Origin of the sequence: Mesorhizobium cantuariense (assembly GCF_042647205.1) — a bacterium.
GTDB lineage: Bacteria > Pseudomonadota > Alphaproteobacteria > Rhizobiales > Rhizobiaceae > Mesorhizobium > Mesorhizobium cantuariense.
The window spans coordinates 7,532,810-7,559,257 of record NZ_JBHRVD010000001.1; the positions used below are offsets into that span (position 1 = coordinate 7,532,810).

Below are 26,448 nucleotides of genomic sequence, written 5' to 3' on the forward strand. Positions count from 1 at the left end.
AGTGTTGGTGCAGTGCACCCGACGTTGGATCAGCCCTGCAGCAGCCCGATGATGTCGCGCACCGTCTTCATCGTCGCTTCGGCAAGCACGCCGGCGCGCTCGCCACCGTCCTTGAGCACCGCGTCGACATAGGCGCGGTCATCGGAAATGCGGCGCATCTCGCTGGCGATCGGCGCCAGCTTTTCCACGGCAAGGTCGGCCAGTGCCGGCTTGAACACGGAAAACTGCTGGCCGGCGAATTCCTTCAGCACGTCCGCCTTCGACATCTCGGCGAGACCCGCATAGATGCCGACCAGGTTTTCCGCCTCGGGCCGGCTGGCCAGACCGTCCAGCTCGCTCGGCAGCGCTTCCGGGTCGGTCTTGGCCTTGCGGATCTTCTTCGAGATGGCATCGGCGTCGTCAGTCAGGTTGATGCGCGACAGATCCGACGGGTCCGACTTCGACATCTTCTTGGAACCGTCGCGCAACGACATGATGCGCGCCGCCGGCCCGCCGATGACCGGTTCGGTCAGCGGGAAATAGCCGTTCACGGTCTCTTCGCCGACCTGCATCTCGACGCCGACGCCAAGGGCGGCGATGCGGTCGGAGAAGTCGTTGTTGAACTTCTGCGCAATGTCGCGGGTCAGCTCCAGATGCTGCTTCTGGTCCTCGCCGACCGGGACATGGGTGGCACGATAGAGCAGGATGTCGGCAGCCATCAGGGAGGGATAGGCTAGCAGGCCGAGCGAGGCGTTCTCGCGGTCCTTGCCGGCCTTGTCCTTGAACTGCGTCATGCGGTTCATCCAGCCGATGCGCGCCACGCAATTGAAGATCCAGGCGAGCTCCGCATGCTGCATGACCCGCGACTGGTTGAAGACGATATGCTTCTTCGGGTCGATGCCCGAGGCCAGGAACGCCGCGGTGATCGACCGCGTCTGGTCGGCGAGATCTTCATAGACGAGCTGTGCTGTCAGCGAATGCAGGTCGACGACGCAATAGATGCAATCGGATGTGTCCTGCAGGGCGACGAATTTCTTGATGGCGCCGAGATAGTTGCCGAGATGCAGATTGCCGGTCGGCTGGACCCCGGAAAAGACGAGTGGCTTGAAGGCGGTCATGATTGTCCTCATGGCTTGTGGAGGGCCGTTTCGCGCGCGGCGAAAGTCTTGCGACGGCGGGCTTATGGACGAAGGCGTGGAGAGGATCAAGAGACTCCTGGGAACGTCAAGGGAGGCTACCAGCATGTTGACATAGTCATGTAGGTCGCTACATAACTATTACTACATTTTCAATAGGCAGGGCTGTGATGACGATCAACATCAACAACAAGGAGGCCGACAGCTTGACGCGCGCCTTCGCGAAGGTCGAGGGCGTCGGCATAACCGAGGCGATTGTGATCGCCATGCGTGAGGCGCTCGAGCGCCGGCGCAACCGCGAGACGCCGCTGGAGACAGCGGCACGGCTCCGCGCCGAGTTCGGAATTGAGCTTAGCGATCAGGCGCGCAATCCGCTGCCGCGCTCGATCTATGACGAATTGTCGGGCGAAGACTGATGTTTGTCGACGCAGCCGCTATCGTTGCGATGCTGAGCCAAGAGGCCGAAGCTGAGCGCTGTGCGCAAGCGATTATCGAAGCATCGGCTCCGTTCACCTCGACGATCGCCGTCTGGGAAGCTGCAATGGCGCTTTCACGATCGGAAAAGCTGGCCATACCGGTCGACGTAAGCCTGAAGATAGTCAGCCGTTTTCTCGAAGAGCGGGCAATTGCCTTGCGGGAGCTTCCGCCAGCTTCTGACGCAACATCGCTGTCCGTTGAGGCCGCATCGCGATTTCGCAACAACGCTATCCGCCTGAACTTGGCTGACTGTTTTCACTACGCTTGCGCGCGCTACTACGGCGTTCCGATGCTTTCGACTGCGGACGAATTCCGCCTCACGGATCTGGAGACTGTCCCCTAGTCGGCGGCGATCCCTTCCTTCCAACATTGCGTCCGATCATGCCGAAGTCGGCGCCGCCGGTGGCGAACGCGGTGATGAAGTAGAGCAGCGCTCCGCCGGCAACCAGCGACAGAAGCGTTGTCGCCTTGACCACCAGCGGCGAGCCGGGTCCGAGCCTGATGGCGAACCAGTGTTCGGCAAAATAGAGCGCCGCACCCATCACCACGGCAGACAGCACCAGACGTGGAATGCGTTTCATCAGCGGTACATCGCGGCCCCAATGGCCGCGTCGGATCAAGACGCCGAGCAGCATCACCGCGTTGACCCAGCCGGCGACGGCCGAGGCCACCGCGATGCCGGGCGCGCCCATGCGTGGAAACAGCGTCAGTGCCGTGGTGACGTTTACCGCCACCGAGATGGCGGCAAACATCATCGGCGTGCGTGTGTCCTCGCGGGCGAAATAGCCCGGGGTGAATGCCTTGATCAGCACAAAGGCCGGCAGGCCGAGACCGAAGATCGCCAGGATCGCCGCCACTGTCGGTGTCGAGCCGTTGGCGGCGAACGCGCCGCGTTCATAGACCAGCCGCACGATCGGTTCCGACATCACCCAGAGCGCTGCCGCCGCCGGCAGCGTCAGGAACAGCGTGAATTCGACCGAGCGGTTCTGCAGATTGGCCGCTTCGATCAGATTGCCCGACTTCAGCGCCCGCGACAGTTCGGGCAACAGCACGATCGCGACCGCCACGCCGACCACGCCAAGTGGCAGCTGGTAGATGCGGTCGGCATAGGCGAGCGAGGACACCGCGCTGTTTTGCGCCGAGGCGATCGCCGTGCCGATCAGCTGGTTGATCTGGGTGATGCCGCCTGTGATTGCCGCCGGCAGCGCCAGGATCAACAGCCGCTTGACCGCGGGAGTCATTTTCGGACGGCGAAAACCGATCGAGATGCCGGCATGGCGCACCGCCACCCAGACGATCGCCAGCTGCACCAGTCCGGCGGCAAGCACGCCCCAGGACAGCCCGTAGCCAACCGTGAGTGCGTCGGAGCCCTTGTACCAGGCATAGGCGAGCACGCCGATCAGGATGACGTTGAGGAACACCGGAGCCACCGCGGCGGCGAAATAGCGGCGCAGCGAATTCAGCATGCCCGCCATCATGGCGCCCAGCGACATGCAGATCAAATAGGGGAACATGATCGTCGCCAGCGTCACCGTGGTGTCGAACTTCCCCGGCGTGCTGGCAAAACCCGGCGCCACCAGATAGCGCACGATCAGCGGCATCGACAGTTCCATGACGATGGTCAGCGCCAGCAGCGCCGTGAACAGCACGCCGAACACTTCCTCGGAGAAGCGCTTGGCGCCGTCGGTGCCGTGGGTCTCGATCTCCTTGGCGAACAGCGGCACGAAGGCGGCGTTGAAGGCGCCTTCGGCGAACAGCCGGCGAAAGGTGTTGGGAAACTGGAAGGCGGCGTTGAAGGCGTCGGCGACCGGTCCGGTGCCGAGTGCGGCTGCCATCAGCATCTCGCGGCCGAAGCCGAGCGCGCGGCTCATCAGCGTGCCAGAAGCGACCGTTGCGAATTTCTTGACGAGGCTCATGCTTTTGGGAACTGCCTGCGGAATTGGGACAAAGTGATGGTCGCTGTCACTCGGCCGCCGCCCTGGCCTTGCCGCCGCGTTCGGGCACGATGCCTTCGAGCGTTGCCATCAGCCGGTTGCGGATGGTGGCGATGCGGGCCGGGCTGTCGATCTTCTGGCCGGTCAGATCGGTGACATAGAAGGTGTCGATGACCTTTTCGCCGAAGGTGGTGATGTGCGCCGATGCGATGTCGAGCGACAGGTCGGAAAGCGTTCCGGTGATCTCCGACAGCAGCCCAGGCCGATCCAGGCCTTCGACCTCGACGACCGAAAAACGGTTCGACAGCGTGTTGCGGATTTCGGCGCGCGGCGGGATTTTGAACACCTTGGCGCCACGCCGCGGCTTGGTGCGCTTCTCGATCATCTCCGGCAGCCAGCTCTTGCCCGACAGCACGTCCTCGATCAGCCGGCCGACACGTTCGGCGCGCCGCCGCTCGTCCTCGTCGCGGTCGAATTCTCTGCTGATCAGGATGGTGTCGAGTGCGCGGCCGTCCGATGTCGTGAAGATCTGTGCGTCGACGATGTTGCCGCCGGCCCCGGCGCACGCGCCAGCGATGACCGACAGCAGGCGCGGATGGTCCTGCGCCAGCACGGTGATTTCCGTCACCGCCTCGAACTGGTGAGTCTTGACCATGGTGGCGAGCTTGTTGCCCGACGCGTCCGCCTCGCGGATGAACTCGGCATGACGAAGCTGGTCGGCGAGATCCACGGCCAAAAGGTAATTCTCATAGTGCTGGCCGACATAGCGCTTGCGAGCCTTGTCCGACCAGTCGGCAAGCGCCTCGGCCAGGCGCTCGCGCGCCGCCGCCGTGCGCTGGGCGCGCGACACTTCCGAAAACCCGCCGGTCAGCAGCAATTCGGTCTCGTAATAGAGCGTGCGCAGCAACTGGCCCTTCCAGCCGTTCCAGACACCGGGTCCGACCCCCCTGATGTCGCAGACGGTGAGGATCAAAAGCATCTTCAGCCGCTCGACCGACTGCACGATCGCGGCGAAATCCTCGATGGTCTTGCGGTCGTTGAGGTCGCGGGTCTGCGCCGTCATCGACATCACGAGGTGGTTCTCGACCAGCCAGGCCACGGTTTCGGTGTCGGCTGGCGACAGCCCCATATGCGGACAGATGCGGCGTGCGATCCTGGCCCCGGCCTCGGAATGATCCTCTGGCCTGCCCTTGGCGATGTCGTGCAGAAGCACGGCGACATAGAGCGCCTCGCGGCTCTTCTTCAGTCCCGGCATGAGCGTGTGCGACAGGGGATGGACTTTTTCGCCGTCGCCGCGCTCGATCTCGGCCAGCACGCCGATGCAGCGGATCAGGTGCTCGTCCACCGTGTAGTGGTGGTACATCGAGAACTGCATCATAGCGACGATCTTGCCGAAATCCGGGATCAGTCTGCCGAGCAGCCCGGCTTCGTTCATGCGCCGCAGATTGAGTTCGGCATTGCGGTCCGACGTCAGGATGTCGAGAAACAGCCGGTTGGCCTCCTCGTCGCGCCGCAGCGACTTGTTGACCAGGCCGAGCGAGCGGGTCAGCAGCTTCAGCGCATCGGGGTGGAATTCCAGACCGTGCTTGTCGGCGAACCAGAACAATCTCAAGAGATTGACCGGATCGCGCTCGAACACCTGATCGTCGGCGATGTTGATGCGATGGTTGTCGACAATGAAGTCGGAGGTGCCGGCGAGCTTGCGCTTGCGCCTGGAGAAAGTCAGGAAGATGCGGTTGAAACCCGGCACGTGCTTGGCTTGCTCTTCCTCGAGCGCTGCACAGAAGATGCGGGTCAGGTCGCCGACATCCTTGGCGACGAGGAAGTAGTGCTTCATGAAGCGCTCGACCGCCGACAGGCCGGGGTGGGTGGTGTAGCCTAGCCGCTCGGCGATCTCGCGCTGGATGTCGAAATGCAGCCGTTCCTCGGCCTTGCCGGTGAGGAAATGCATGTGGCAGCGTACTGCCCACAGGAAATCCTCGGCCTTCTGGAACTCGCGGTATTCGCCCTCTGTGAAGACGCCCTTGTCGACCAGTTCCTCGCCGGTGCGCACCCGGTAGAAGTATTTGCCGATCCAGAACAGCGTCTGCAGGTCGCGCAGGCCGCCCTTGCCGTCCTTGACGTTGGGCTCGACCAGATAGCGGCTTTCGCCGGCCTTGGCATGGCGGTCGTCGCGTTCGGCAAGCTTGGCTTGGACATATTCGGGGCCGGTCGTGCGCACCACCTCATGGTCGAACCGCAGCATCAGTTCGTCATAGAGTTTTTCCTCGCCCCACAGGAAACGTGCTTCGAGGATCGAGGTGCGGATGGTGACGTCGGTGCGCGACAGGCGCAGGCATTCGTCGATATTGCGGGTGGCGTGGCCGACCTTCAGCCCGAGATCCCACAGCATGTAGAGCATGTATTCGACGGTCTGTTCGCCCCACGGCGTCTGCTTGTAGGGCAGCAGGAACAACAGGTCGATATCGGACCCGGGCGCCAGCGTGCCGCGGCCATAGCCGCCGACAGCGACGACTGCCATGCGCTCCGCCGAAGAGGGGTTCTTGACCCGATAGACATGGGTGACGGCGAAATCGTAAAGCGCTCGGATGATCTCATCCATGAGATGCGACAGCCGCGCCGCGCAGGCGCTGCCGCCGCCGTCTTCCCTCAGCATGCGTTCGGCAATGGTGCGCCCTTCTGCCAGCCGCCCCTTGAGTAACTGGAGCACACCGCTGCGCGCCGCCTGTCCGGAGCCGTCGCCTGCCGTGGCCGCGGTAAGCGCGGTCATCTCGCGGCGCAAGGCTTCGCCGTCGATCAGTTCATCGAGCTTCAGGGAGATTCTTGCCATATGTCCAAGTCGGCCTTGCCGTTTCGGCGGCGTCTATAGCGCGTTTTCGCGGCGCTGGGTATGGGGCTGCCGGCTAGTCGTTTGCCCCAGTCGAATCGAAGGGGACGACAATATGTCGCCGAAATCTGTAGAAATCGACGATCCACCGCGCGGTTCGTCCGGCCTCTTTCATGATTCTCTCGGCGGCCGGCTTTCTGCGTTTTGCGGCAAGCCCGCTCGCGGCCCCTGCGGCATCTCGCTCTGGGCCGAGCAGGCTTGGCAGTCGGTCGCGGACGAACTGGTCCTGCGCACACAACGCAGGGACGAGCTGATAGATCGTCTTGCTGGACGAGGTCGGGAACGCCGGGGTGAAGATCAGATCATCGGCGGTCACATTGACCTTTTCGGTCGCCTCGAGGAGATCGCGCGCGGCCTGTCTGGAGATGACGTAGCCTCCGGTTCCCGGATGGTTCTTGTAGAGCCTGAACGCGGAAAAACCATGACCAGCGGAAATCCTTCTCCGATGGATCAGGGTACTCTTGAAGTACGTCTCCAGCTTGACGATGTCGGCATCGGCCGGGATCCAGCCACTGTCGGCAAGCAACGGGCCGGCATTTGCCGAAAAGACCACGTCGTCCTCGAAGATCGCACCATAGCGGGCCTCATCCTGCGCGAGGATCGACCAGCAGGCGCGGTGGCTATGCAGGCACGCGATCTCGCTGCCCGACAAGCGCCGGGTCGCATACAACGCATGCTGAGGCTGCTGCTCAAGTTCGGGATGGTTGCGTGCATCGATCGCCGCCACCCGTTCGAACGGGATGCCGATACGGGCGAACTGGGCAACCATATGGGCAAGCCGGTCCGCAGACCGATCGAGGTTTATGACCAGGCACTTCATTGTCTAACTGATTGGTACCATTGCTGGAAGATCGGAATTTACTAGCACACGCTGCGCTACGGCATACGGGCTTTTTCCGGGTGAATCGCCCGAGCGGCACCCGAAATGCAAAAAGTCAAAACAGCCCTTGACCTTCCAGTTACTGGAAGCCCTATCTCCGCGTCACACACCGACCATCGAGGCATTTTCGAATGACGCATTCCGATCACGATCATCACGCGCATGGTAGCTGCTGCTCGACAAAAGGCGCCGCGCCTGCCGCCAAGGCCGTTGTTCGCGACCCGGTCTGCGGCATGACCGTCGATCCGGCCGCCGGCAAGCCTGCGGCCGGGCATGACGGCCATCTCTATCATTTCTGCAGTCAAGGTTGCCGCACGAAATTCGTGGCCGAGCCGGAAAAATTCCTGACGGCCACCGATCCGGTCTGCGGCATGAGCGTCGACCGTGCGACAGCCAGGCACTTTGCCCGCCACGAAGGTCAGGGCTTCCATTTCTGCTCCGCCGCTTGCCAGGCGAAATTCGAGGCGGAGCCGCAAAAATATCTCGGCGACAGGCCGGCACCGCAGCCGATGCCCAAAGGCACGCAATACACCTGCCCGATGCATCCCGAAATCATCCGCGACAAGCCTGGGTCCTGCCCGATCTGTGGCATGGCCCTGGAGCCGATGGGCGTGCCGACGGGCGATGAAGGGCCAAATCCCGAGCTGGTCGATTTCACCAGGCGGTTTTGGGTGAGCGCTGTCCTGTCGGTCCCCCTTTTGATCATCGCCATGGCGCCCATGATCGGCCTGACGTTTGAAGGCCTGGTCGAGGATCGGACAAAGGTCTGGATCGAGCTGGTCCTGGCAAGTCCGGTGGTGCTTTGGGCCGCCTTCCCCTTCTTCCACCGCGGCTGGGAGTCGATCGTCAACCGCAGCCCCAACATGTGGACGCTGATCTCGCTCGGCGTCGGTGCTGCCTATCTCTACAGCGTCGTTGCCACGCTGTTTCCGGACATTTTTCCGCATCAGTTCCGCGGCCATGGCGGTGCGGTGCCGGTCTATTTCGAGGCTGCCGCCGTCATCGTCGCGCTGGTCTTCCTCGGCCAGGTGCTGGAGCTGCGCGCCCGTGAAAAGACCGGCTCGGCAATCCGCGCCTTGCTCGATCTCGCGCCGAAGACCGCGCGGCTGATCGCCGCCGACGGTTCCGAAAGCGATGTGCCGCTCGACGCGGTCAAGGCCGGCGATCGCCTGCGCATCCGCCCCGGCGATGCCGTGCCGGTCGATGGCACGGTGCTGGAAGGCCGTTCCTCGATCGACGAATCGATGATCACGGGCGAGCCGTTGCCGGTCGAGAAGGCCGAGGGCGATGCGCTGACCGGCGGCACCCTCAATAAGAACGGTTCACTGATCATGCGCGCTGAGAAGGTCGGCGCCGAGACGACGCTGGCGCGCATCGTCGAGCTCGTCGCCAAGGCGCAGCGCTCGCGCGCCCCGATTCAAGGGTTGGCCGATCGCGTTTCTTTCTACTTTGTCCCGGCCGTCGTCCTTGTCGCGATTGTCGCTTTCATCGCTTGGGCGATCTTCGGACCCGAGCCCAGCCTGATCTTTGCTATCGTCTCGGCGGTGTCGGTGCTGATCATCGCTTGCCCCTGTGCGCTCGGCCTCGCCACGCCGATGTCGATCATGACTGCCACCGGGCGCGGAGCGCACGCCGGTGTGCTGATCAAGGAAGCCGCCGCGCTCGAACGCTTCGCCTCCGTCGACACGCTGATCGTCGACAAGACGGGTACGCTGACCGAGGGCCGGCCGAAACTGACCGATGTCGTCGTGGCAAACGGCTTTTCCGAGGACGAATTGCTGGCCCTTGCCGCGGGCCTGGAGAAGGGGTCGGAGCATCCGCTGGCCGAGGCCATCGTCGACGGCGCTGCTGCGCGCGGTGTGACCGTTGCCCAGGCCAGCGGCTTCGAGGCGGTCACCGGCAAGGGCGTGTCCGGCACCTTGTCGGGAAAGAAGGTCGCGCTCGGCAATGCCGCCATGATGGCCGATCTTGGCATCGACATCGCATCCATCTCGGCCAAGGCCGAGGCGCTGCAGCTCGAAGGCAAGACGGCGATGTTCGTCGCTGTCGACAAGAAGCTGGCCGGCATCGTCGCTGTCGCCGACCCGGTCAAGGCGACCACCGCCGAGGCGATCAGGGCGCTGCATGACAGCGGCTTGAGGATCATCATGGCGACCGGTGACAATGAACGCACGGCCAACGCCATCGCCAGAAGCCTTGGCATCGACGAGGTTCGCGCCGGCCTGCTGCCGGAGCAGAAGGCAGCCCTCGTCGATGAGCTGCGCGCCGAGGGCAAGGGCGTCGCCATGGCCGGCGACGGCGTCAACGACGCACCGGCCCTTGCCGCCGCCGATGTCGGCATCGCCATGGGCACCGGCGCCGATGTCGCCGTCGAAAGCGCCGGCATCACCTTGGTCAAGGGCGACCTCAACGGCATCGTGCGGGCTCGCACGCTGGCGCAGGCAACGATTCGCAACATCCGCCAGAACCTGTTCTTTGCCTTCCTCTACAATGTGCTTGGCGTGCCGGTCGCCGCCGGCGTGCTCTATCCGCTCACCGGCACGCTTTTGTCGCCGATGCTGGCGGCGGCGGCGATGAGCCTATCTTCGGTGTCGGTGATCGCAAACGCATTGCGGCTGAGAACATTGAAACTCTGATCGAAGCCCCCAAATACCAAACCACTCAACAGGAGACCATGAATGACCTTCGCCAAAAAACTCGTGCTGCTGCTGATGGCGGCCGGAATGCTGCTTGCCGTCTTCCTCGAAAGCGTTCCGGCGCAGGCTGAGGAGATGAAACACGACATGGGCGCAATGGCGACGGACGCGACCAGCCCTTCGACCGAAGGCTACAAGGCGGCGATGGACAAGATGCATGCCGACATGATGGCATCTGAATACACCGGCAATGCCGATGTCGATTTCGTCAAGGGCATGATCCCGCACCACCAGGGTGCGATCGACATGGCCAAGGTCGAGCTTGCCAACGGCAAGGACCCGGAAATCCGCAAGCTCGCCGAAGGCGTCATCGCCGCGCAGGAAGCCGAGATCAAGCAGATGCAGGCCTGGCTCGCCGCCCATCCGGTGAAGTAAGCCTTTTCGCGAAGGGGAATCCGGCGAGAAGTCCTCTGGATTTCTCGCCCAGCCTGTGATGCGATCCAGCCCCAACTGGAGCCCGCCATGCCGTTGACCATCAGAAACACCAAACTGCCCTCAGGCGAAGCCGTTCAGGTGCTTGGTCAGGGGACATGGAAGATGGGCGAGGATATCAGCCGCCGTGCCGATGAGGTGAATGCGCTCAAGCTCGGCCTCGACCTCGGCATCACGCTGATCGACACCGCCGAAATGTATGCCAGCGGCGGCGCCGAGGAGGTGGTGGCCGAGGCTATTGCCGGGCGCCGCGACGAGACCTTCCTGGTCTCGAAAGTGCTGCCGTCAAACGCTTCGCGCGCGGGCGTGCAGCGCGCCTGCGAAAACAGCCTGAAACGCCTGCGCACCGACCGCATCGATCTCTATCTGCTGCATTGGTCCGGCAGCGTGCCGTTGAAGGAAACGGTCGCGGCCTTCGAGACCCTGAAAAAGGCCGGCAAGATCCGCCACTGGGGTGTCAGCAATTTCGACAGCGACGAGATGGAGGAGCTGATCGGCTTGTCCGATGGCGGCAATGTTCAGACCAACCAGGTGCTCTACAATCTGGTCCGGCGCGGCCTCGAATTCGACCTGGCGCCGTGGAGCCGGCAGCGCGGCATCCCCTTGATGGCCTATTCGCCGGTCGAGCAGGGCGCTTTGGCACGCAATGCCAGGCTCGACGCCGTTGCCGCTCGTCACGCTGCGACCCCGGCGCAAATCGCCCTGGCTTGGGTGATGCATCAGGAGGGCATCATCGCCATCCCCAAGGCCAGCAGCCAGCAGCATGTCCGCCAGAATGTCGCCGCGCTCAATATCAAGCTTACGCCGCAGGACATCGCCGATCTCGACCGCGCCTTCCCGCCGCCGACACGCAAACGTGGGTTGGAGATGATCTAGGCGGGCGGGTGAGGCTGCTGATCTCCCCCCTCGAGGGGGGAGATGCCCGGCAGGGCAGAGGGGGGCGCTGTCCCGCCAGCATATCAATTTAAGACGTCTGCTTCCTCGCGCCGCCTCCCCTGCCGAGCGTTATTTTTGAGCGCAGGTTAAGCAAGGTCAGCACTCTACGGCGCCCCCCTCTGTCCTGCCGGACATCTCCCCCTCCAGGGGGGAGATTGGCGGTTTCGCCGCCGCCGCTCCGATTGCAAGGAATTACTTCCCAGCCAGCCCCTTCAACCTGTACAGCGCCTCCAACGCCTCCCTTGGCGTCATCTCGTCGGGATTGATCTCGCCCAGCGCCGCCCCCAGCGCATCGCTCTTCACCGGCTTCGGCGCTTCCCGCTTCACCGCCACCGAAAACAGCGGCAGATCGTCGACCAGCCGGTTCGTCTTGCCGGAAACCTCGCCTTCCTCAAGTTGGTGCAGCACTTCCTTGGCCCGGTCGACCACCGCCTCCGGCAGGCCGGCCAGCCGCGCCACCTGCACGCCATAGGAGCGGTCGGCGGCACCCTTGCCGACCTCATGCAGGAAGACGACGTCGTTTTCCCATTCCTTAACCCGCATGGTGACGTTGTGGAGCCGCGCGAGCTTGCCGGCCAGCGAGGTCATTTCATGGAAATGGGTGGCGAAGATCGCCCGGCAGCGGTTCTTTTCGTGCAGATATTCCACCGCCGCCCAGGCGATCGACAGGCCGTCGAAGGTGGCGGTGCCGCGGCCGATCTCGTCGAGGATCACCAGCGCGCGTTCGCCGGCCTGGTTGAGGATCGCCGCCGTCTCGACCATCTCGACCATGAAGGTCGAGCGGCCGCGCGCCAGATCGTCCGAGGCGCCGACACGCGAGAACAGCCGGTCGACGACGCCGATATGGGCCGATGTCGCCGGCACGAACGAGCCGGTCTGGGCCAGAATGGCGATCAGCGCGTTTTGCCTGAGGAACGTCGACTTGCCGCCCATGTTCGGGCCGGTCAAAAGCCAGATCGCGCCGTTCTTGGCGCTGCCCTCCGGCGACAGGTCGCAATCATTGGCGACGAACGGACCTTCGCCCGAACGGCGCAAGGCCTGTTCGACCACCGGATGCCGCCCGCCCGTAATCTCGAAAGCAAGGCTCGAATCCACCACCGGCCGGCACCAGGCCTCGCTTTCCGATAAAAGCGCGAGTGCCGCCGAGACGTCGAGCACAGCCAGCGCATCGGCCCCAGTGCGGATCTTCTCCGCTTCGCCAACCGCTTCCGCCGTCAGCGCGTCGAAGGCGGCCAGCTCGATGCTGAGCGCCCGGTCGGCGGCATTGGCGATCTTGGTCTCAAGTTCGGCGAGTTCGGTCGTCGTGAAGCGCATGGCGTTGGCCATGGTCTGGCGGTGGATGAAGCGCGCCTTGGCGCCATCGCTGCCGGTCATCACCGCATGATGGTTGGCGGTCACCTCGATATAGTAGCCAAGCACATTGTTGTGCCGGATCTTCAGCGAGCGGATGCCGGTCTCCTCGATCAGCGAGCGCTCCAGCCCGGCGATCACCTTTCGCGACTCATCGCGCAGCGCCCGCATCTCATCGAGATCGGCATGGTAACCGCCGCGAACGAAGCCGCCGTCGCGCTTGAGCAGCGGCAGTTCGTCGCCCAGCGCCTGCGTCAGGTGCTGGGCCAACGCCTGGGGCAGCGCATGGATGGCGGCGAGTGCGGCCGCGAGTTCCTGGGGCAGGACGGTCGCGGCAAAGATTTCGGCGATCGCGCCCGCCGCTTCGAAACCGGCGCGCAGCGCGCCGAGATCGCGCGGACCGCCACGGTTGAGCGCCAGCCTGGACAGCGCGCGCGGCATGTCGGCGACGCTCTTCAGGCTCGACCGCACTGCCTGGCAGAGCCGCGTCTCGGGGCGGAAGAACGACACCGAATCCAGCCTGGCGCCGATCGCCGCCGGGTCGGTCAGCGGTGCCATCAGCCGGTCGGCGAGCAGCCTTGCGCCGCCGCCGGTCACCGTGCGGTCGATCGCCTTGAACAGCGACCCTTCGCGGCTGCCCGACAGTGTGCGCAGCAGCTCCAGATTGCCGCGTGTTGCCGGATCGATGAACAGGGTCGATCCCTGCTCCTCGCGCTCGGGCCGCGACAGCGGCGGGCGCTCGGCCTTCTGCGTCTTCTCGACATAGGCGATGGCTCCCGAGATCGCCGACAGTTCGGCGCGCGAAAACGCGCCAAAGCTGTCCGGTGTCGCCACATCGAAGAAGCGGGCAATGCGTCCCGTGGCCGAGGCCGAATCGAACAGCGACGGCGGCTGCGGGCTGGCGACGCGGCCGAGCACGTCGAACACCGGCTTCAGTTCCGGATCATGGAACACCGGCTCGGCAACGATCAGCTCGCGCGGATCGACACGGAAAATGTCGGCCAGCAGCCGGTCGGCGGTGGTATCAGTGACGCGGAAGGCGCCGGTCGAGATGTCGATCCAGGCCAGCGCGAAGCTGTGATCGGCTCCGCCCTTCGCCCGCCCCAACGCCATCAGGAAACTCGATTCCGAGGGCGCCAGCAATTTGTCCTCGGTGATGGTGCCTGGTGTCACCAACCGCACCACGTCGCGGCGCACCACCGATTTGCCGCCGCGTTTCTTCGCTTCGGCCGGATCCTCGATCTGCTCGCAGACGGCAACGCGGAATCCCTGGCCGATCAGCTTTTGCAGATAGTCATCGGCCGCATGCACCGGCACGCCGCACATCGGAATGTCGAGCCCTTGATACTTGCCGCGCTTGGTCAGCACGATGCCCAGCGCCCGGCTCGCCTTCTCGGCATCGTCGAAGAACAGCTCGTAGAAATCGCCCATGCGATAGAACAGCAGCGAATCCGGGTTCGCCGCCTTGATCTCGATAAACTGCTCTATCATCGGCGTGGCGCCGGCGGCGGCTGTCGGCACCGGCGTCATCGCCTCGGGGGCGTCCGGCTCGTTCGGGCTGTGCATGTTCATGCGCGGCACGCTAGCAGAAGTGATGGCGCGGTTTAATGCCGGCGCTTCGAAAAACAGGGGACGACCGAGGCGGCCGCATGCCCGCAATCACTCGGGCCAACAGCGATTCCCGCGCGCTGGCGGTTTACACGCGGCGGCGCGTGGTCTTAATTCGGACCGACACAAAGCACCCGCTTCAACGAGGTGCTGCATCGGTGAGGAAATCAAGAACATCATGGCCAGGAAAACCGAGAACAACGGTCCGTCCGTCAGTGCGCAGGAAGCGCTCGAATTCCACGCCATGGGCCGCCCCGGCAAGCTGGAGGTCGTCGCCACCAAGCCGATGGCAACGCAGCGCGACCTGAGCCTCGCCTATTCGCCTGGTGTCGCGGTGCCGGTTCTGGCCATCGCCGAAGACCCCAGCCGCGCCTTCGACTACACGACGCGAGGCAACATGGTCGCCGTCATCTCCAACGGCACCGCCATCCTCGGCCTCGGCAACCTCGGCGCGCTGGCTTCAAAACCAGTGATGGAAGGCAAGGCGGTGCTGTTCAAGCGCTTCGCCGATGTCGATTCGATCGACCTGGAGGTCGACACCGAGGACGCCGACGAGTTCATCAACTGCGTGCGCTTCCTCGGTCCGTCTTTCGGCGGCATCAACCTCGAGGACATCAAGGCGCCGGAATGCTTCATCATCGAGCAGCGCCTGCGCGAACTGATGGACATCCCGGTCTTCCACGACGACCAGCACGGCACCGCCATCATCTCGGCCGCCGGCCTGATCAACGCGCTGGAGATCACCGGCCGCGACATGAAGACCACCAAGATGGTCTGCAATGGCGCCGGCGCGGCCGGCATCGCTTGCATCGAGCTGATGAAGGCAATGGGCTTCGCGCCGGAAAACATCATCCTGTGCGACACCAAGGGCGTCGTCTTCCAAGGCCGCACCGAAGGCATGAACCAGTGGAAGTCGGCGCACGCGGTCAAGACCGAGGCGCGCAGCCTCGCCGAGGCGCTCGATGGCGCCGACGTCTTCCTCGGCCTCTCCGCCAAGGGCGCGCTGACCACCGCCATGGTGCAGTCGATGGCCAAGAACCCGATCATCTTCGCCATGGCCAATCCGGACCCGGAAATCACGCCGGAGGAAGTCGCCGAGATCCGCACCGACGCCATCATGGCCACGGGGCGTTCGGACTACCCGAACCAGGTCAACAATGTGCTCGGCTTTCCCTATATCTTCCGCGGCGCGCTGGATGTGCGGGCAACCACCATCAACGACGACATGAAGATCGCCGCCGCCCAGGCGCTGGCAGCACTTGCGCGCCAGGACGTGCCCGACGACGTCGCCGCCGCCTATCAGGGCAACCGGCCGAAATTCGGCCCCAACTACATCATCCCGGTGCCGTTCGACCCGCGCCTGATCTCGGCCATCCCGATTGCCGTCGCCAAGGCAGCGATGGACTCAGGCGTCGCCCGCAAGCCGATCCTCGATCTCGACCGCTATGCGCAGGAACTCTCCGCCCGCCGCGACCCGATCGCCTCGACCCTGCAGCGCATCTACGACCGCGTGCGCCGCCAGCCCAAGCGCATCGTCTTCGCCGAGGGCGAGGAAGAGCAGGTCATGCGCGCCGCCGTCTCCTATGTGAACCAGCGGCTCGGTACCGCGATCCTGCTTGGCCGCGACGACGTCATCAAGGAAAACGCCAAGCACGCCGGCATCGACCTCAACAAGCAGGGCATCGAGATCATCAATGCAAGGCTGTCGCGCCGCAACGGCATCTACACCGACTATCTCTACGAGCGCATGCAGCGCAAAGGCTTCCTGTTCCGCGACTGCCAGCGGCTGATCAACAACGACCGCAACCATTTTGCCGCCTGCATGGTGGCGCTGGGCGACGCCGACGGCATTGTCACCGGCGTCACCCGCAACTATTCCACAGCACTCGACGACATCCGCCGCGTCATCGACGCCAAGCCAGGCCACCGCGTCATCGGCGTCTCGATCGTGCTGGCGCGGGGCAAGACCGTGCTGGTCGCCGACACCGCCGTGCACGATATGCCCAATGCCGAGCAGATCGCCGACATCGCCGAGGAAGCAGCCGGCTTTGCCCGCCGCATGGGCTACGAGCCGAGGCTCGCCATGCTCGCCTATTCGACCTTCGGCCATCCGCAGGGCGAGCGTTCCGAACGCGTCCAGGAAGCCGTTCGCATCCTCGACAAGCGCCGCGTCGATTTCGAATATGACGGCGAGATGGCCGCCGACGTCGCCCTCAACGCCCGCGCCATGGCGCAATATCCGTTTATCCGGCTGACCGGTCCAGCCAACGTGCTGATCATGCCCGCGTTCCACTCAGCCTCGATCTCGACCAAGATGCTGCAGGAACTCGGCGGTTCCACCGTCATCGGCCCGCTGCTGGTCGGGCTGAACAAGCCGGTTCAGATTGTGTCGCTCAACGCCAAGGACAGCGATATCGTCAACATGGCGGCGATTGCGGCGTACACGGCGGGGACTTGACGAACGGTCCGCGCTGCTGACGAAAAGCCGCGAACGCTTTTCGAGTGAGGCAAGGCCTTGGGCGGCATGAACGGAATCGGCCGCGCCATTCCGCCTGAATACGCGCAATCGCAGGAATCCTGCGATTCAAGCCGAATTTCCGGGTAAATCACCACGATCCATAAGAGATTGATAATATCCGGTTGTTATACCAGAGAGCTGTCGTCGATGTGCCAGAGCGGCATTTTTGGACAGACTGGGGTGGTGACAATCATGGATTTGCAGCCGTGAAGCGCGATACGAGTCCGGCATCCGTGGTCGGCCAGGGAGCCTATCACGACGAGCGCCTGGATGCGCTTCTCAGCATCACCGGCCGGATGGACGGCTACCTCTATCGCTGCCGCAACGATGCGTCCTACACCATGCTCTACATCAGCGACGGCATTCTCACCGTCAGTGGTTATCGGCCGAGCGATTTCATTCACAACGCCGTGCGCGACTACGTCTCGGCCATTCATCAGGATGATCTCGCCGCCGTCTATGCCGCCGTCGACGCGGCGCTCGAAGCGCGCTGCAACTGGAACGTCGACTACCGCATCGTGCCGAAGGTCGGCGAACCGCTGTGGGTCCGCGAGATCGGCGGCGGTGTCTGGGACGATGCCGGCGAACTCGAATTCCTCGAAGGCTTCGTCGTCGACATCAGCGACCGCAAGGTTGTCGAGGACCTCAATTCCCAGCTGCTGCTGGATCTGAAGACAGCCAACGAAGAGCTCTCGGCGCAAAAACGCGAGATCGAACTGGCGAAGCAGCAGAGCGACCATTCGGCCAACCACGACGCATTGACCGACTTGCCCAACCGGCGCGCCTTCCACGACGAACTCAAATCGGTGGTGGCTCGCTGCGGCGCCACCGGCGAGGCGGCCGGTCTTTTGTTCATCGACCTCGACCGGTTCAAGGAAGTCAACGACACGCTCGGCCACGAGGCCGGCGATGCGCTGCTGCAGCGCGTCTCGAGCCAGCTTCGCTCGATCCTGCGCAGCGCCGATTTCGTGGCCCGGCTTGGCGGTGACGAGTTCGCCTTCCTGTTTTCGGGCGCCGCCGATCTGGCACAGCAGAAGGCCGTGCGCGTCGCCGAACGCATCCTGGAAAGGTTGCGGATCAAGGTTCCCACGCCGAATGGCGCCATCCAGGTCGGCTGCACCGTTGGCGTGGCCATGTATCCGGCGGAGGCCGCCGATTCCGAAGCGCTGATCACGCTCGCCGACCGGCTGATGTACATCGGAAAAAAGAGCGGCCGCAACCGGCTGGTCACCGCCAAGGAAATGGCGCCGCAACAGCCATCGTCCAGGCCGCGGCACCCGATCCGCAAGACTGCCTAGGCGACGCTATCAAGGGCGTGCACAAGGGCTCTCAAGCCATACCCATCGCCTGCTTGTGGGTGGTAATCTCCGCCAACAGCCACTCGCGGAACCGCTTGATGCCGGCCGAGCCGCGATTGCCCGACTTCTGCTGCAGGCAGTAGCTTTCCGGAATCGTGTGCCGCACCGGAAACGGCGCCACCAACTGGCCGCTGGCCAGCAGATCCTGCGCCATGATGTTGTCGACCAGCGCCACACCACCGCCATTGACCGCCTCGCGCACGGCTAGTGCCGGGTCATGGAAGATCGGGCCGGATTTGGCGTCGACCTTCAGCCCTTCTTTCTCGAACCATTCCTCCCACCAGGCGGTCGTATTCTCGTGCAGCAGTCTCTGTCCGGCAAGATCGGCTACCCGGCTTGGCGCATTCGGACCGGCAAGCAGGGCCGGCGCGCAGACGGGAAAGATCACCAGTGACACAAGCTGCAAATAGTCTGCATTGCCGGCATCGGCGGTGAACAGCACGCGCAGATCGGCACTCGGATTGCCACCCCGGCTTTGATCGTCGTGGATCGACACGTCGAGTTCGAAATCGGGATTCTCGGCGCGGAAGCGCGGCAGGCGATCGGCCAGCCACAGGTTCATGAAGGTCGCGTTGATCGACAGCGAGGCGCGCTTGGCGGCATCGGGGCGGCCATGGCTGCCCATCTCTTCGGTGGCAGCCTCAATCGACCTGAAGGCGGTGGACAGCCGGCGAGCAAAGTGGGTGGCTTTCGGCGCCAGTGTTACCTGCCGGATGCCACGCTCGAACAACTCTATACCCAGCGCCTGTTCCAGTGATCGGATATGCCGGCTCACCGCCGAGGGCGTCAGCCGCAACTCGTCGGCGGCATCCTTGAAGCTGTGCAGGCGCGCCGCCGCTTCGAAAGCTCGGATCGCATTCAACGAAGGCAGCTTCATTGGCGAAGACAAAGCTTGAGATGAGTTTTTGTCAAGTATGACCGACAAAAATGCCGTTTGTCGGATTGTGCCGAACGGGCAATTCTCATGCGATCCGACCCCTTGGGAGACCGCGCCATGCGCCATCTTGCCACCCTTACCGCATCGATGTTCGCCCTATCCGTTTGCGCCCTGACGGGCGGTGCTCTCGCCGCCGAGGACAAGACCGTCAACATTTACTTCTGGTACGATTACGTGCCCGCCGACACCATCGCTGACTTCGAGAAACAGACCGGCATCAAGGTCGTCTACGACACATTCGATGCCGTCGAGATGCTCACGACCAAGGCGCTGACCGGGGGCTCCGGCTATGACCTGATCATGCCGGGCGCATCGATCGTCGGCCAGTACATCAAGGCCGGCGCCATCCGGAAGCTCGACGAGACGAAGCTCCCCCATGCCTCGGGTCTCAATCCCGACATCATGGCCTTCCTGGCCAGGCAGGATCCGGGCAACGCCTATGCGGTGCCCTATGCCTATGGCACCACGGGCATCATCTACAACAAGGCCAAGATCGCCGAGCGGATGAAGGACGCCCCGGTCAACAGCCTCGACATGGTCTTCAATTCGGAGGTGGCGCGAAAATTCCAGGATTGCGGCATCGCTATGGTTGATTCGCCGGAAGGCGTGATGTCGATCGCGCTCAACTACCTCGGCTTCGACCCGTTCTCGACCGACGAGAGCGAGATCAGGAAGGCAGCCAATCTGCTCACGGTGATCAAGCCTTACATCAGGCATTTCAAATCGGGCTCGATCATGAGCGAGATGGCGGCCGGCGATCTCTGCCTGGCGCTTGGCTGGAGTGGCGATGCGATCGGCGCGGCGACCAAGGCGGTGGACGCCAAAAGCGGCGCCGATATAGGCTATTCCATCCCGAAGGAGGGCACGGAAATCTTCTTCGACGTCGTCACCATTCCGGTCGATGCGCCGCACCCCGAAAACGCCCAGGCCTTTCTGGATTTCCTGATCACGCCGCGGGTCGCCGCCCGCTTCACCAATGCGACGCTCTACCCGAACGCTGTCAAGGCGGCGACGCCGATGGTCGACGACGTCGTTCGCGACAATCCAGACATCTACATCTCGCAAGAGACGCTGAAACATTTGTTTGCCGCCCAACTACGCGATCAGAAATCGCTGCGCCTGGTTACCCGGCTATGGACCGGCTTCATCACCGGAACGAACTGATCCTGACCTGCTCGGGCTCTGCACCTCTCTCCAGCAAAAAGATGATCGACATGCTCAAATCATTGCCGCGCACACGCGAAACCGACGAGGCCGTTTTCGGCAAGACCATTTACGGGGGCTCGCACGAGCCGGTCTATGGCGGCGTCCTATCCTTCATGCGCCGCAGGTTGACCCGCAACCTTGACGGCGTCGATGTCGCCGTGTGGGGCATCCCGTTCGATGCGGCCGTCTCCAACCGGCCGGGCGCCCGCTTCGGTCCGCAAGGCGTGCGGCGCGCCTCGGCCATCCTCGAAGGAGATCCGCAATATCCCTTCCGCGCAGATCCGTTCGAACGGTTGGCGGTCATCGACTATGGCGATTGCGGCCTTGATTTCGGCCGGCATGACGAGACGCCATGGCAGATCGAGGCGCAGGCGGGCGAGGTCATCGATGCCGGTGTCACGCTGTTGTCCATCGGCGGCGATCACTACGTCACCTGGCCGCTGCTCAGAGCGCATGCGAAAAAGTATGGGCCGCTGGCGCTGGTCCAGTTCGACGCCCATCAGGACACCTGGCTCGACGAGGAGAAGCGCATCGACCATGGCTCGTTCGTCGCCAGGGCCGTCAGCGAAGGCCTGGTCAGGCCGGAGCGCTCGATCCAGGTCGGCATCCGCACCCACGCGCCGGACACCTGCGGCCTTGAAATCCTGCATGGCGAAGATGTCGCCGAGCTCGGTGTGGCCGGCGTTGTCGAGCGCATCAAGGCGCGTGTGGGCGATGCCAGGACCTATCTGACCTTCGACATCGACTGTCTCGACCCGGCCTTTGCCCCAGGCACCGGCACGCCGGTCGCCGGTGGTCTTTCGTCACGCGAGGCGCTGATGATCCTGCGGCGACTGGGCTCGCTCGATATCGTCGGCGCCGATGTCGTCGAAGTGGCGCCGGCCTATGACCATGCCGACGTCACGTCGATCGCCGGTGCTGCCGTGCTGCAGCACTATCTTGGCTTGCTGGCGGAAAGGAAAGGATAGCTCGGGCCGGCGGGGCTCATATCAGTTTTAGTTTTAGTCCGGCGCGAACGCACGCGCCGCCTCGACGACCTCACCGACCTGATCCTGCCGAAGCAGGTCGATGGGAACGCGGCCGTCGAGCAGCGCAGAGGGGCGCGTCAGCCACAGCCATGCGAGCCTCGGATTGCTTATCAGGGACAGCACGTCGCGAATGCCCGTCACCGGCCGGCCATCGATGAACTGCGCCAGCGGGAAGACATGTTTGCGGCCGCCCTTGCGCAAGGCGATGACCTCGCCCCGCCGCTGCCAGCGATGCAGCGTCGAGCGGGCGATGCGCAAATTCTCTTCCAGATAGGTCGAGCCGGCGACGCGGCCCGCCCAGTCCTCGATCAGCATCGATTCGAGATCGTCGGACTTTGGCAGCGAAGGGGGCTCGACATCGGCCGACAGGGTCGTCGGCGGATTTGTGGCGCCAGCAATACCGGCTTCGCTGCGGCGCGCGGCCTCGGCTGCCAGTGCGCGCACGAATTTCGAGGCCAGGCCGGGAAGGTCGGCATGGATGGCGTCGATGGCGCGCTGGTGCTTCGGCGACAGCAAGGTGACGGCGGATGCTATGCTGCCGGCGATCTTGCCGACCGAGACCATGGTGGGCTTGTTGATGGCCTCATCATAGTGGGCGAGCGCGCGTTCGACCTCCTCCGCGACCATCTCCGCGAAGTCGTCCTGCTTGATGGCGGTTGTCTGAAATCTGTTCATGCATCTGTCTTCCGGGCCGCGCGCTCCTCCCACGGATGCGGCCGGTTGTTGGATTTCTAGAGCGGAAAGCGGAAATCGCAGCGGCAACAGATGCAGCGGCCCGACAGCTTGCTGTCTTGCATTTCTTGACACCCCAACTGGCTGTTGGCGCCCGAAATGTCAGTCGCAGGACGCCTCGTTTGCGTGTAGGTGCGATGTGTGACAGCCGCGCGACGGTGAGAAGCGAGGGCGGCCTTCCCTTCTCCCCCTGTGGGAGAAGGTGGATTGGCGCGCAGCGCCAAGACGGTTGAGGGGTGTTCCAGCTTGGCGCCAAGTTACCCCTCACCCGGATTGCCATCCGATTTGTAAAGGACAAATCGGGGCAATCCGACCTCTCCCACAACAAGGGGAGAGGTTAGAAGCGCCGGGGCTGCTATAGCAACCCCGCCTGCTCAGCCTCGCGGCGCAAATTCTGCCTTGGCCTGGGGCCGATCTGCTGGATCACCAATCCGGCCGCCAGTGAGCCAAGGTCGCCGCAGGTCTGCAGGTTGCGACCTTGCGTGTAGCCATGCAGGAAGCCGGCGGCATAGAGATCGCCTGCGCCCGTCGTGTCGACCAGTTCCTTGATGGCGGTCGCCTTGATGACCACGGTCTCGTCGCCGCGCACGATGACCGAGCCTTTTTCCGAGCGGGTCACGGCGGCGATCCGGCAATCCTTGCGGATCTGCGCCAGCGCCTCGTCGAACGACGATGTCTGGTAGAGCGACTTGATCTCGTGGCTGTTGGCAAAGACGATGTCGACCGTGCCCGAACGCATCAGGTCGAGAAATTCGTCGCGGTAGCGGTCGACGCAGAACGAATCCGACAGTGTCATCGACACTTCGCGGCCTGCCGCGTGCGCCAGCTTCGCCGTCTGGCGGATCGCTTCCTTGGCGCGCGGCGGGTCCCACAGATAGCCTTCGAAATAGGTGACCTTGGCGCCGGAAGCCTTGTCGGCCTCGACATCCTCCGGTCCGAGCTCGACGCAGGCGCCGAGATAGGTGTTCATCGAGCGCTCGCCGTCGGGGGTGACGAAGATCATCGAGCGCGCCGTCGGCGGCTCGCCCTTGAGCGGCGTGGTGTCGAAGGCGACGCCCTGCGCGTGGATGTCGTGGGCGTAGATTTCGCCGAGCGCATCGTTGGAGACCTTGCCGAAGAAGGCAGCGCGGCCGCCGAAGCTTGCGACACCGGCCGCCGTATTGCCGGCGCTGCCGCCGGAGGCTTCGATCGCCGGACCCATGCGGCTGTAGAGCAGCTCGGCGCGCTGTGTGTCGATGAGGTTCATCGCGCCCTTGATGATGCCGTTGGTCTCGAGGAATTCCTCGTCGCACTGGGCGATGATGTCGACAATGGCATTGCCGATGCAAAGCACGTCATAATCCGGCATCAAAATCTCCGCCAAAAACCCGAGCCGGCTTCTTGCCACGCCGGCCCGGCGCGGGTCTAGCGATTTGAAACCGGTTTGCCTAGGGCGTGATACGCAACTTTGGCGGATCAGGTCGGGACAAGCCAAAGGTGCATCGGCAACGAGGCGCTATGACAATTCGACCGTGGCCGAAGCATTTTATCGCCGCACCGCCTACAAGCCTGGCTCAGCCGATCACTTTTCGAAGGCGAGCCAGCCCCCCAATGTCTACAAAGAGCATGTCTACAAAAAGCATGTCGACAAAGAACGAGCCCGAAAAAAACGACATGACCACCGACCTGGCGCTGCTCGTCGTGCTGGCGGTGCTTTGGGGCGCCTCCTACACCTTCATCAAGATCGGCGTCGAGACGATCCCGCCGGTCACCTTCATTGCCGCCCGTACCCTGATCGCCGGCGGCATCCTGTTCGCCATCATCCGCTGGCGCGGGCTCGCCATGCCGGGCGATGCGGCAAGCTGGCGTCGCTTTGCCTTCCAGGCATGCCTCAACAGCGTCGTGCCATTCACCCTGATCGCTGCCGCCGAACGTTCGGTCGATGCCGGCCTCGCCACCATCCTGAACGCGACCTCACCGATCTTCACCTTCCTTTTGACGGCGCTCATCACCCGCCACGAGTCGGTCACGGTGCGCAAACTGATTGGCGTCGGCGCCGGCATTGCCGGCATCTGCCTCATCATCGGCACCGAGGCGCTGGGTGGTCTCGGTCACGAGTTGTGGGCGCAGTTTGCCATCGTCGCGGCAACGATCTGCTATGCCGGCGCGGCGATTTTCGGCCGAGGCTTCAAGGGCCTCGACCCGATGCTGCCGGCCGCCGGTTCGATGCTATGCGGCGCAATTATCCTCGTGCCCCTCAGTCTTGTGTTCGACCAGCCATGGACGCTGGCGCCATCGACCGCATCGATCCTGGCCCTGCTCGGCCTGTCGGTGTTTTCCACCGCGCTGGCTTTCGTCATCTATTTCCGCCTCATCCACACGCTGGGCTCGGTCGGCACCACCTCGCAGGCCTATCTGCGCGTGCCGATCGGCGTCGGCATCGGCGCTTTCTTCCTCGGCGAAAGCCTAGGTTCGACGGCATGGCTGGGCATGGCGTTTGTCGTGGCTGGGGTCGCCGCCATGACCCTCCCGGTTCGCAAGCCGGCGTCTGCACGGTAAACGCCCAGCCCGCTTGTTCTGATGGCCTGCGCTGCCTATCTCGGAAGCGTCCGCCATTTCGGCGGCGTCCGCTGACCTGGGGTTGAAGCACGGTGATTTTCGACGCTGCCCGCACTGCGGCCTTTGAGCTGCTCTCGCCTCCGTTTCGTGCCGTGTTCGTCAAGACGCTCGGGCTGACCGTGCTGGCGCTGGTGGCTTTGTGGTTTGGCCTGACCAGCCTTGTCGAGTGGCTGGCGCTGCCTTGGCTGCAGACGCTGTTGCGCGGCATGCCGTCCTGGGCCGGGTGGCTGGGCGGCATCATCGCAGCCATTGCGCTTGCCTTCGGCATGGCGTTGCTCATCGCGCCGGTGACGGCTGTTGTCGCCGGCCTGTTCCTCGACGATATCGCCGAAGTGGTCGAGCGCACCGACTATCCGGGTGACCCGACCGGCCGCGCCATGCCGGCGCTGCGCTCGCTGGTGCTGTCGATGCGATTCCTCGGCGTCGTCATTCTTGGCAACATCGTCGCCCTGCTGCTTCTGCTGGTGCCGGGCGTCAACATCGCCGCTTTCTTCATCGTCAACGGCTATCTGCTCGGGCGCGAGTTCTTCGAATTCGCCGCCATGCGCTTTCGAGCCGAAGAAGAGGCCAGGGCCTTGCGCAGGCACTATGCCGGCACGGTGTTTCTCGCCGGGCTGCTCATCGCTGCCTTCCTCGCCGTGCCGTTGCTCAATCTGGTGACGCCGCTCTTCGCCGCCGCCATGATGGTGCATCTGCACAAGGCGATTTCGGTGCGGGAAGTGGCTCGATCCGGATATCGGCGCACTTAGCGCAACAGGAAACCGCGCCCCAGTTCGTCGTCTGCCTCGACAACGAACTCAGCCCGCCCGGAATAATAGGCACGACCGCCGACGCGGGCGATGATCGCCTCGTGCGGGCCAGCCTTCGCCGTCCGCACCACGGCTCCTGAAAAACGCGAGCCGGCAATGCTTTCGAACAGGCGCGTCTGCCCGATCGCGATCTCGCCTTTGGCATGCATGGCTGCCAGCCTTGCGGTGACGCCGGAGCCGGTCGGCGAGCGGTCGACCTCGGCCTCGGCGAAGACGCAGATGTTTTTGGTCACCTCGCCGGAAAACGCGTCGCGGCCATCGGTCAGGATGGTGCCGTAGAGAAAGGCAAGGTCGGCATGGTCGGGATGCGACAGCGGAAATTCGGCCTTGAGCCTGTCCGTCAGTGCGGTTGCCGCATCGACGAAGTCGCGCACCCGGTCGCGGCCGAACTCGAGCCCGAATTGGTGACAATCGGCCAGCGCGTAGAAAGCCCCTCCATAGGCGATGTCGAAGCCGATCGTGCCGCAGCCTGCCAGTTCGATCGTCTGTCCGCCGGCGAACAGGAAGGCCGGCACGCTTTCGAACGACACCGCGCCGGCCTTGCCGTCCCTGACCTCGACCGAGGCGACGACCAGCCCGCATGGCGCCTCGATATTGACAGTCGTGATTGGCTCCTGTTTCGCCACCAATCCTTCATTTACGGCATAGCGGCCGAGCGCGACGATGGCGTGGCCGCACATGGTCGAATAGCCCTCATTGTGCATGAACAGCACGGCGAGATCGGCGCCGGGCAGGTCGGGTTCGACCAGCAAGGCGCCATACATGTCGTAATGGCCGCGCGGCTCGAACATCAGGATTTTCCGCAGGTGATCGAGGTGGTCGCGCACATAGGCGCGCTTTTCCAGGATGGTGCTCTTCGGGATACTGGGATAGCCGCCGGTGACGATCCGGAGCGGCTCGCCGCCCGTATGCATATCGACGACGGTAAGCGTCATGCGATGGGCCTC

The 26,448-nt window shown here is 63.8% G+C and carries 20 protein-coding genes; 11 read left to right on the forward strand and 9 right to left on the reverse strand.

Features of this window, described 5'->3' with window-relative positions; translation table 11 throughout:
• Window positions 1-29: 29 nt before the first annotated feature.
• Window positions 30-1,097, reverse strand: a complete 1,068-nt coding sequence (trpS, locus tag ACFOJ9_RS36755) for a tryptophan--tRNA ligase (protein WP_378986763.1) — start codon at window positions 1,095-1,097, stop codon at window positions 30-32.
• A 188-nt stretch (window positions 1,098-1,285) separates the two neighbouring features.
• On the opposite strand from trpS, the gene ACFOJ9_RS36760 reads away from it, so the two are divergent.
• Window positions 1,286-1,531 (forward strand): type II toxin-antitoxin system VapB family antitoxin, encoded by a 246-nt coding sequence (locus tag ACFOJ9_RS36760; protein WP_378986765.1) that lies wholly within the window; start codon window positions 1,286-1,288, stop codon window positions 1,529-1,531.
• Window positions 1,531-1,935: a type II toxin-antitoxin system VapC family toxin gene (locus ACFOJ9_RS36765; protein WP_378986767.1), complete on the forward strand. Its 405-nt coding sequence runs from the start codon at window positions 1,531-1,533 to the stop codon at window positions 1,933-1,935. Before ACFOJ9_RS36760 ends, ACFOJ9_RS36765 begins: the two co-directional genes overlap by 1 nt.
• On the opposite strand, the gene murJ is transcribed toward ACFOJ9_RS36765, so the two are convergent.
• The 3 genes from murJ to ACFOJ9_RS36780 form a co-directional block, all read right to left on the reverse strand.
• Window positions 1,910-3,508, reverse strand: coding sequence for a murein biosynthesis integral membrane protein MurJ (gene murJ / locus ACFOJ9_RS36770; protein ID WP_378986769.1), 1,599 nt, complete (start codon window positions 3,506-3,508; stop codon window positions 1,910-1,912). The genes ACFOJ9_RS36765 and murJ overlap by 26 nt on opposite strands.
• 46 nt (window positions 3,509-3,554) lie before the next feature.
• Entirely contained in the window at window positions 3,555-6,356 is a 2,802-nt protein-coding gene (locus ACFOJ9_RS36775; protein WP_378986771.1) for a [protein-PII] uridylyltransferase, read from the reverse strand.
• Window positions 6,357-6,429: 73 nt separating this feature from the next.
• On the reverse strand, window positions 6,430-7,233 hold the full coding sequence (locus tag ACFOJ9_RS36780) for a glycosyltransferase family 25 protein (RefSeq protein ID WP_378986773.1): 804 nt from the start codon (window positions 7,231-7,233) through the stop codon (window positions 6,430-6,432).
• A gap of 191 nt (window positions 7,234-7,424) precedes the next feature.
• Between ACFOJ9_RS36780 and ACFOJ9_RS36785 the strand changes: the two genes are divergently transcribed.
• From ACFOJ9_RS36785 to ACFOJ9_RS36795, 3 genes are all read left to right on the forward strand, one after another.
• Entirely contained in the window at window positions 7,425-9,929 is a 2,505-nt protein-coding gene (locus ACFOJ9_RS36785; protein ID WP_378986775.1) for a heavy metal translocating P-type ATPase, read from the forward strand.
• Between the two features lie 42 nt (window positions 9,930-9,971).
• Window positions 9,972-10,364 (forward strand): CopM family metallochaperone, encoded by a 393-nt coding sequence (gene copM / locus ACFOJ9_RS36790; protein ID WP_378986777.1) that lies wholly within the window; start codon window positions 9,972-9,974, stop codon window positions 10,362-10,364.
• An 87-nt stretch (window positions 10,365-10,451) separates the two neighbouring features.
• Window positions 10,452-11,297 carry an aldo/keto reductase gene (locus ACFOJ9_RS36795; RefSeq protein WP_378986779.1) on the forward strand — a complete coding sequence of 282 codons (846 nt, stop codon included), beginning with the start codon at window positions 10,452-10,454 and terminating at the stop codon, window positions 11,295-11,297.
• Window positions 11,298-11,549: 252 nt separating this feature from the next.
• Here ACFOJ9_RS36795 and mutS read toward each other — a convergent pair whose 3' ends face one another.
• The gene (gene mutS, locus ACFOJ9_RS36800) at window positions 11,550-14,279 is read right to left on the reverse strand and encodes a DNA mismatch repair protein MutS (protein ID WP_378986781.1); all 2,730 of its coding nucleotides are present in this window, start codon (window positions 14,277-14,279) and stop codon (window positions 11,550-11,552) included.
• 214 nt (window positions 14,280-14,493) lie between these two features.
• Here mutS and ACFOJ9_RS36805 point away from each other — a divergent pair, with 214 nt between their 5' ends.
• Complete coding sequence (locus ACFOJ9_RS36805; protein WP_378986783.1) at window positions 14,494-16,773, forward strand: NADP-dependent malic enzyme; 2,280 nt, start codon at window positions 14,494-14,496, stop codon at window positions 16,771-16,773.
• 266 nt (window positions 16,774-17,039) lie between these two features.
• Window positions 17,040-18,131 carry a diguanylate cyclase domain-containing protein gene (locus tag ACFOJ9_RS36810; protein WP_378986785.1) on the forward strand — a complete coding sequence of 364 codons (1,092 nt, stop codon included), beginning with the start codon at window positions 17,040-17,042 and terminating at the stop codon, window positions 18,129-18,131.
• Window positions 18,132-18,162: 31 nt separating this feature from the next.
• Here ACFOJ9_RS36810 and ACFOJ9_RS36815 read toward each other — a convergent pair whose 3' ends face one another.
• Window positions 18,163-19,053: a LysR substrate-binding domain-containing protein gene (locus tag ACFOJ9_RS36815; RefSeq protein ID WP_378986787.1), complete on the reverse strand. Its 891-nt coding sequence runs from the start codon at window positions 19,051-19,053 to the stop codon at window positions 18,163-18,165.
• A 132-nt stretch (window positions 19,054-19,185) separates the two neighbouring features.
• Here ACFOJ9_RS36815 and ACFOJ9_RS36820 point away from each other — a divergent pair, with 132 nt between their 5' ends.
• The gene (locus ACFOJ9_RS36820) at window positions 19,186-20,292 is read left to right on the forward strand and encodes an extracellular solute-binding protein (protein ID WP_378986789.1); all 1,107 of its coding nucleotides are present in this window, start codon (window positions 19,186-19,188) and stop codon (window positions 20,290-20,292) included.
• 50 nt (window positions 20,293-20,342) lie between these two features.
• The gene (gene speB, locus ACFOJ9_RS36825; RefSeq protein WP_378986791.1) at window positions 20,343-21,302 is read left to right on the forward strand and encodes an agmatinase; all 960 of its coding nucleotides are present in this window, start codon (window positions 20,343-20,345) and stop codon (window positions 21,300-21,302) included.
• A 33-nt stretch (window positions 21,303-21,335) separates the two neighbouring features.
• Here the strand turns inward: speB and ACFOJ9_RS36830 are convergent, their stop codons facing one another.
• On the reverse strand, window positions 21,336-22,037 hold the full coding sequence (locus ACFOJ9_RS36830) for an antitoxin Xre/MbcA/ParS-like domain-containing protein (RefSeq protein ID WP_378986793.1): 702 nt from the start codon (window positions 22,035-22,037) through the stop codon (window positions 21,336-21,338).
• Between the two features lie 412 nt (window positions 22,038-22,449).
• Window positions 22,450-23,442 (reverse strand): adenosine kinase, encoded by a 993-nt coding sequence (locus ACFOJ9_RS36835; protein WP_378986795.1) that lies wholly within the window; start codon window positions 23,440-23,442, stop codon window positions 22,450-22,452.
• 305 nt (window positions 23,443-23,747) lie between these two features.
• Between ACFOJ9_RS36835 and ACFOJ9_RS36840 the strand changes: the two genes are divergently transcribed.
• Together ACFOJ9_RS36840 and ACFOJ9_RS36845 are read left to right on the forward strand one after the other, a co-directional pair.
• Complete coding sequence (locus ACFOJ9_RS36840; RefSeq protein ID WP_378986797.1) at window positions 23,748-24,632, forward strand: EamA family transporter; 885 nt, start codon at window positions 23,748-23,750, stop codon at window positions 24,630-24,632.
• Window positions 24,633-24,724: 92 nt separating this feature from the next.
• A complete protein-coding gene (locus ACFOJ9_RS36845) occupies window positions 24,725-25,441 on the forward strand; it encodes a sulfate transporter family protein (RefSeq protein WP_378986799.1) in 717 nt (238 codons plus the stop codon).
• Here the strand turns inward: ACFOJ9_RS36845 and ACFOJ9_RS36850 are convergent.
• A complete protein-coding gene (locus ACFOJ9_RS36850) occupies window positions 25,438-26,436 on the reverse strand; it encodes a proline racemase family protein (RefSeq protein WP_378986801.1) in 999 nt (332 codons plus the stop codon). The genes ACFOJ9_RS36845 and ACFOJ9_RS36850 overlap by 4 nt on opposite strands.
• Window positions 26,437-26,448: the final 12 nt, after the last annotated feature.

Coding starts and splice junctions, on each gene's coding strand:
- ACFOJ9_RS36820 (WP_378986789.1), top strand. CDS start 19,186: ATGCGCCATCTTGCCACCCTTACCGCATCGATGTTCGCCCTATCCGTT.
- ACFOJ9_RS36805 (WP_378986783.1), top strand. CDS start 14,494: ATGGCCAGGAAAACCGAGAACAACGGTCCGTCCGTCAGTGCGCAGGAA.
- mutS (WP_378986781.1), bottom strand. CDS start 14,279: ATGAACATGCACAGCCCGAACGAGCCGGACGCCCCCGAGGCGATGACG.
- copM (WP_378986777.1), top strand. CDS start 9,972: ATGACCTTCGCCAAAAAACTCGTGCTGCTGCTGATGGCGGCCGGAATG.
- speB (WP_378986791.1), top strand. CDS start 20,343: ATGCTCAAATCATTGCCGCGCACACGCGAAACCGACGAGGCCGTTTTC.
- ACFOJ9_RS36785 (WP_378986775.1), top strand. CDS start 7,425: ATGACGCATTCCGATCACGATCATCACGCGCATGGTAGCTGCTGCTCG.
- ACFOJ9_RS36835 (WP_378986795.1), bottom strand. CDS start 23,442: ATGCCGGATTATGACGTGCTTTGCATCGGCAATGCCATTGTCGACATC.
- ACFOJ9_RS36775 (WP_378986771.1), bottom strand. CDS start 6,356: ATGGCAAGAATCTCCCTGAAGCTCGATGAACTGATCGACGGCGAAGCC.
- ACFOJ9_RS36760 (WP_378986765.1), top strand. CDS start 1,286: ATGACGATCAACATCAACAACAAGGAGGCCGACAGCTTGACGCGCGCC.
- trpS (WP_378986763.1), bottom strand. CDS start 1,097: ATGACCGCCTTCAAGCCACTCGTCTTTTCCGGGGTCCAGCCGACCGGC.
- ACFOJ9_RS36850 (WP_378986801.1), bottom strand. CDS start 26,436: ATGACGCTTACCGTCGTCGATATGCATACGGGCGGCGAGCCGCTCCGG.
- murJ (WP_378986769.1), bottom strand. CDS start 3,508: ATGAGCCTCGTCAAGAAATTCGCAACGGTCGCTTCTGGCACGCTGATG.
- ACFOJ9_RS36830 (WP_378986793.1), bottom strand. CDS start 22,037: ATGAACAGATTTCAGACAACCGCCATCAAGCAGGACGACTTCGCGGAG.
- ACFOJ9_RS36840 (WP_378986797.1), top strand. CDS start 23,748: ATGACCACCGACCTGGCGCTGCTCGTCGTGCTGGCGGTGCTTTGGGGC.
- ACFOJ9_RS36795 (WP_378986779.1), top strand. CDS start 10,452: ATGCCGTTGACCATCAGAAACACCAAACTGCCCTCAGGCGAAGCCGTT.
- ACFOJ9_RS36780 (WP_378986773.1), bottom strand. CDS start 7,233: ATGAAGTGCCTGGTCATAAACCTCGATCGGTCTGCGGACCGGCTTGCC.
- ACFOJ9_RS36765 (WP_378986767.1), top strand. CDS start 1,531: ATGTTTGTCGACGCAGCCGCTATCGTTGCGATGCTGAGCCAAGAGGCC.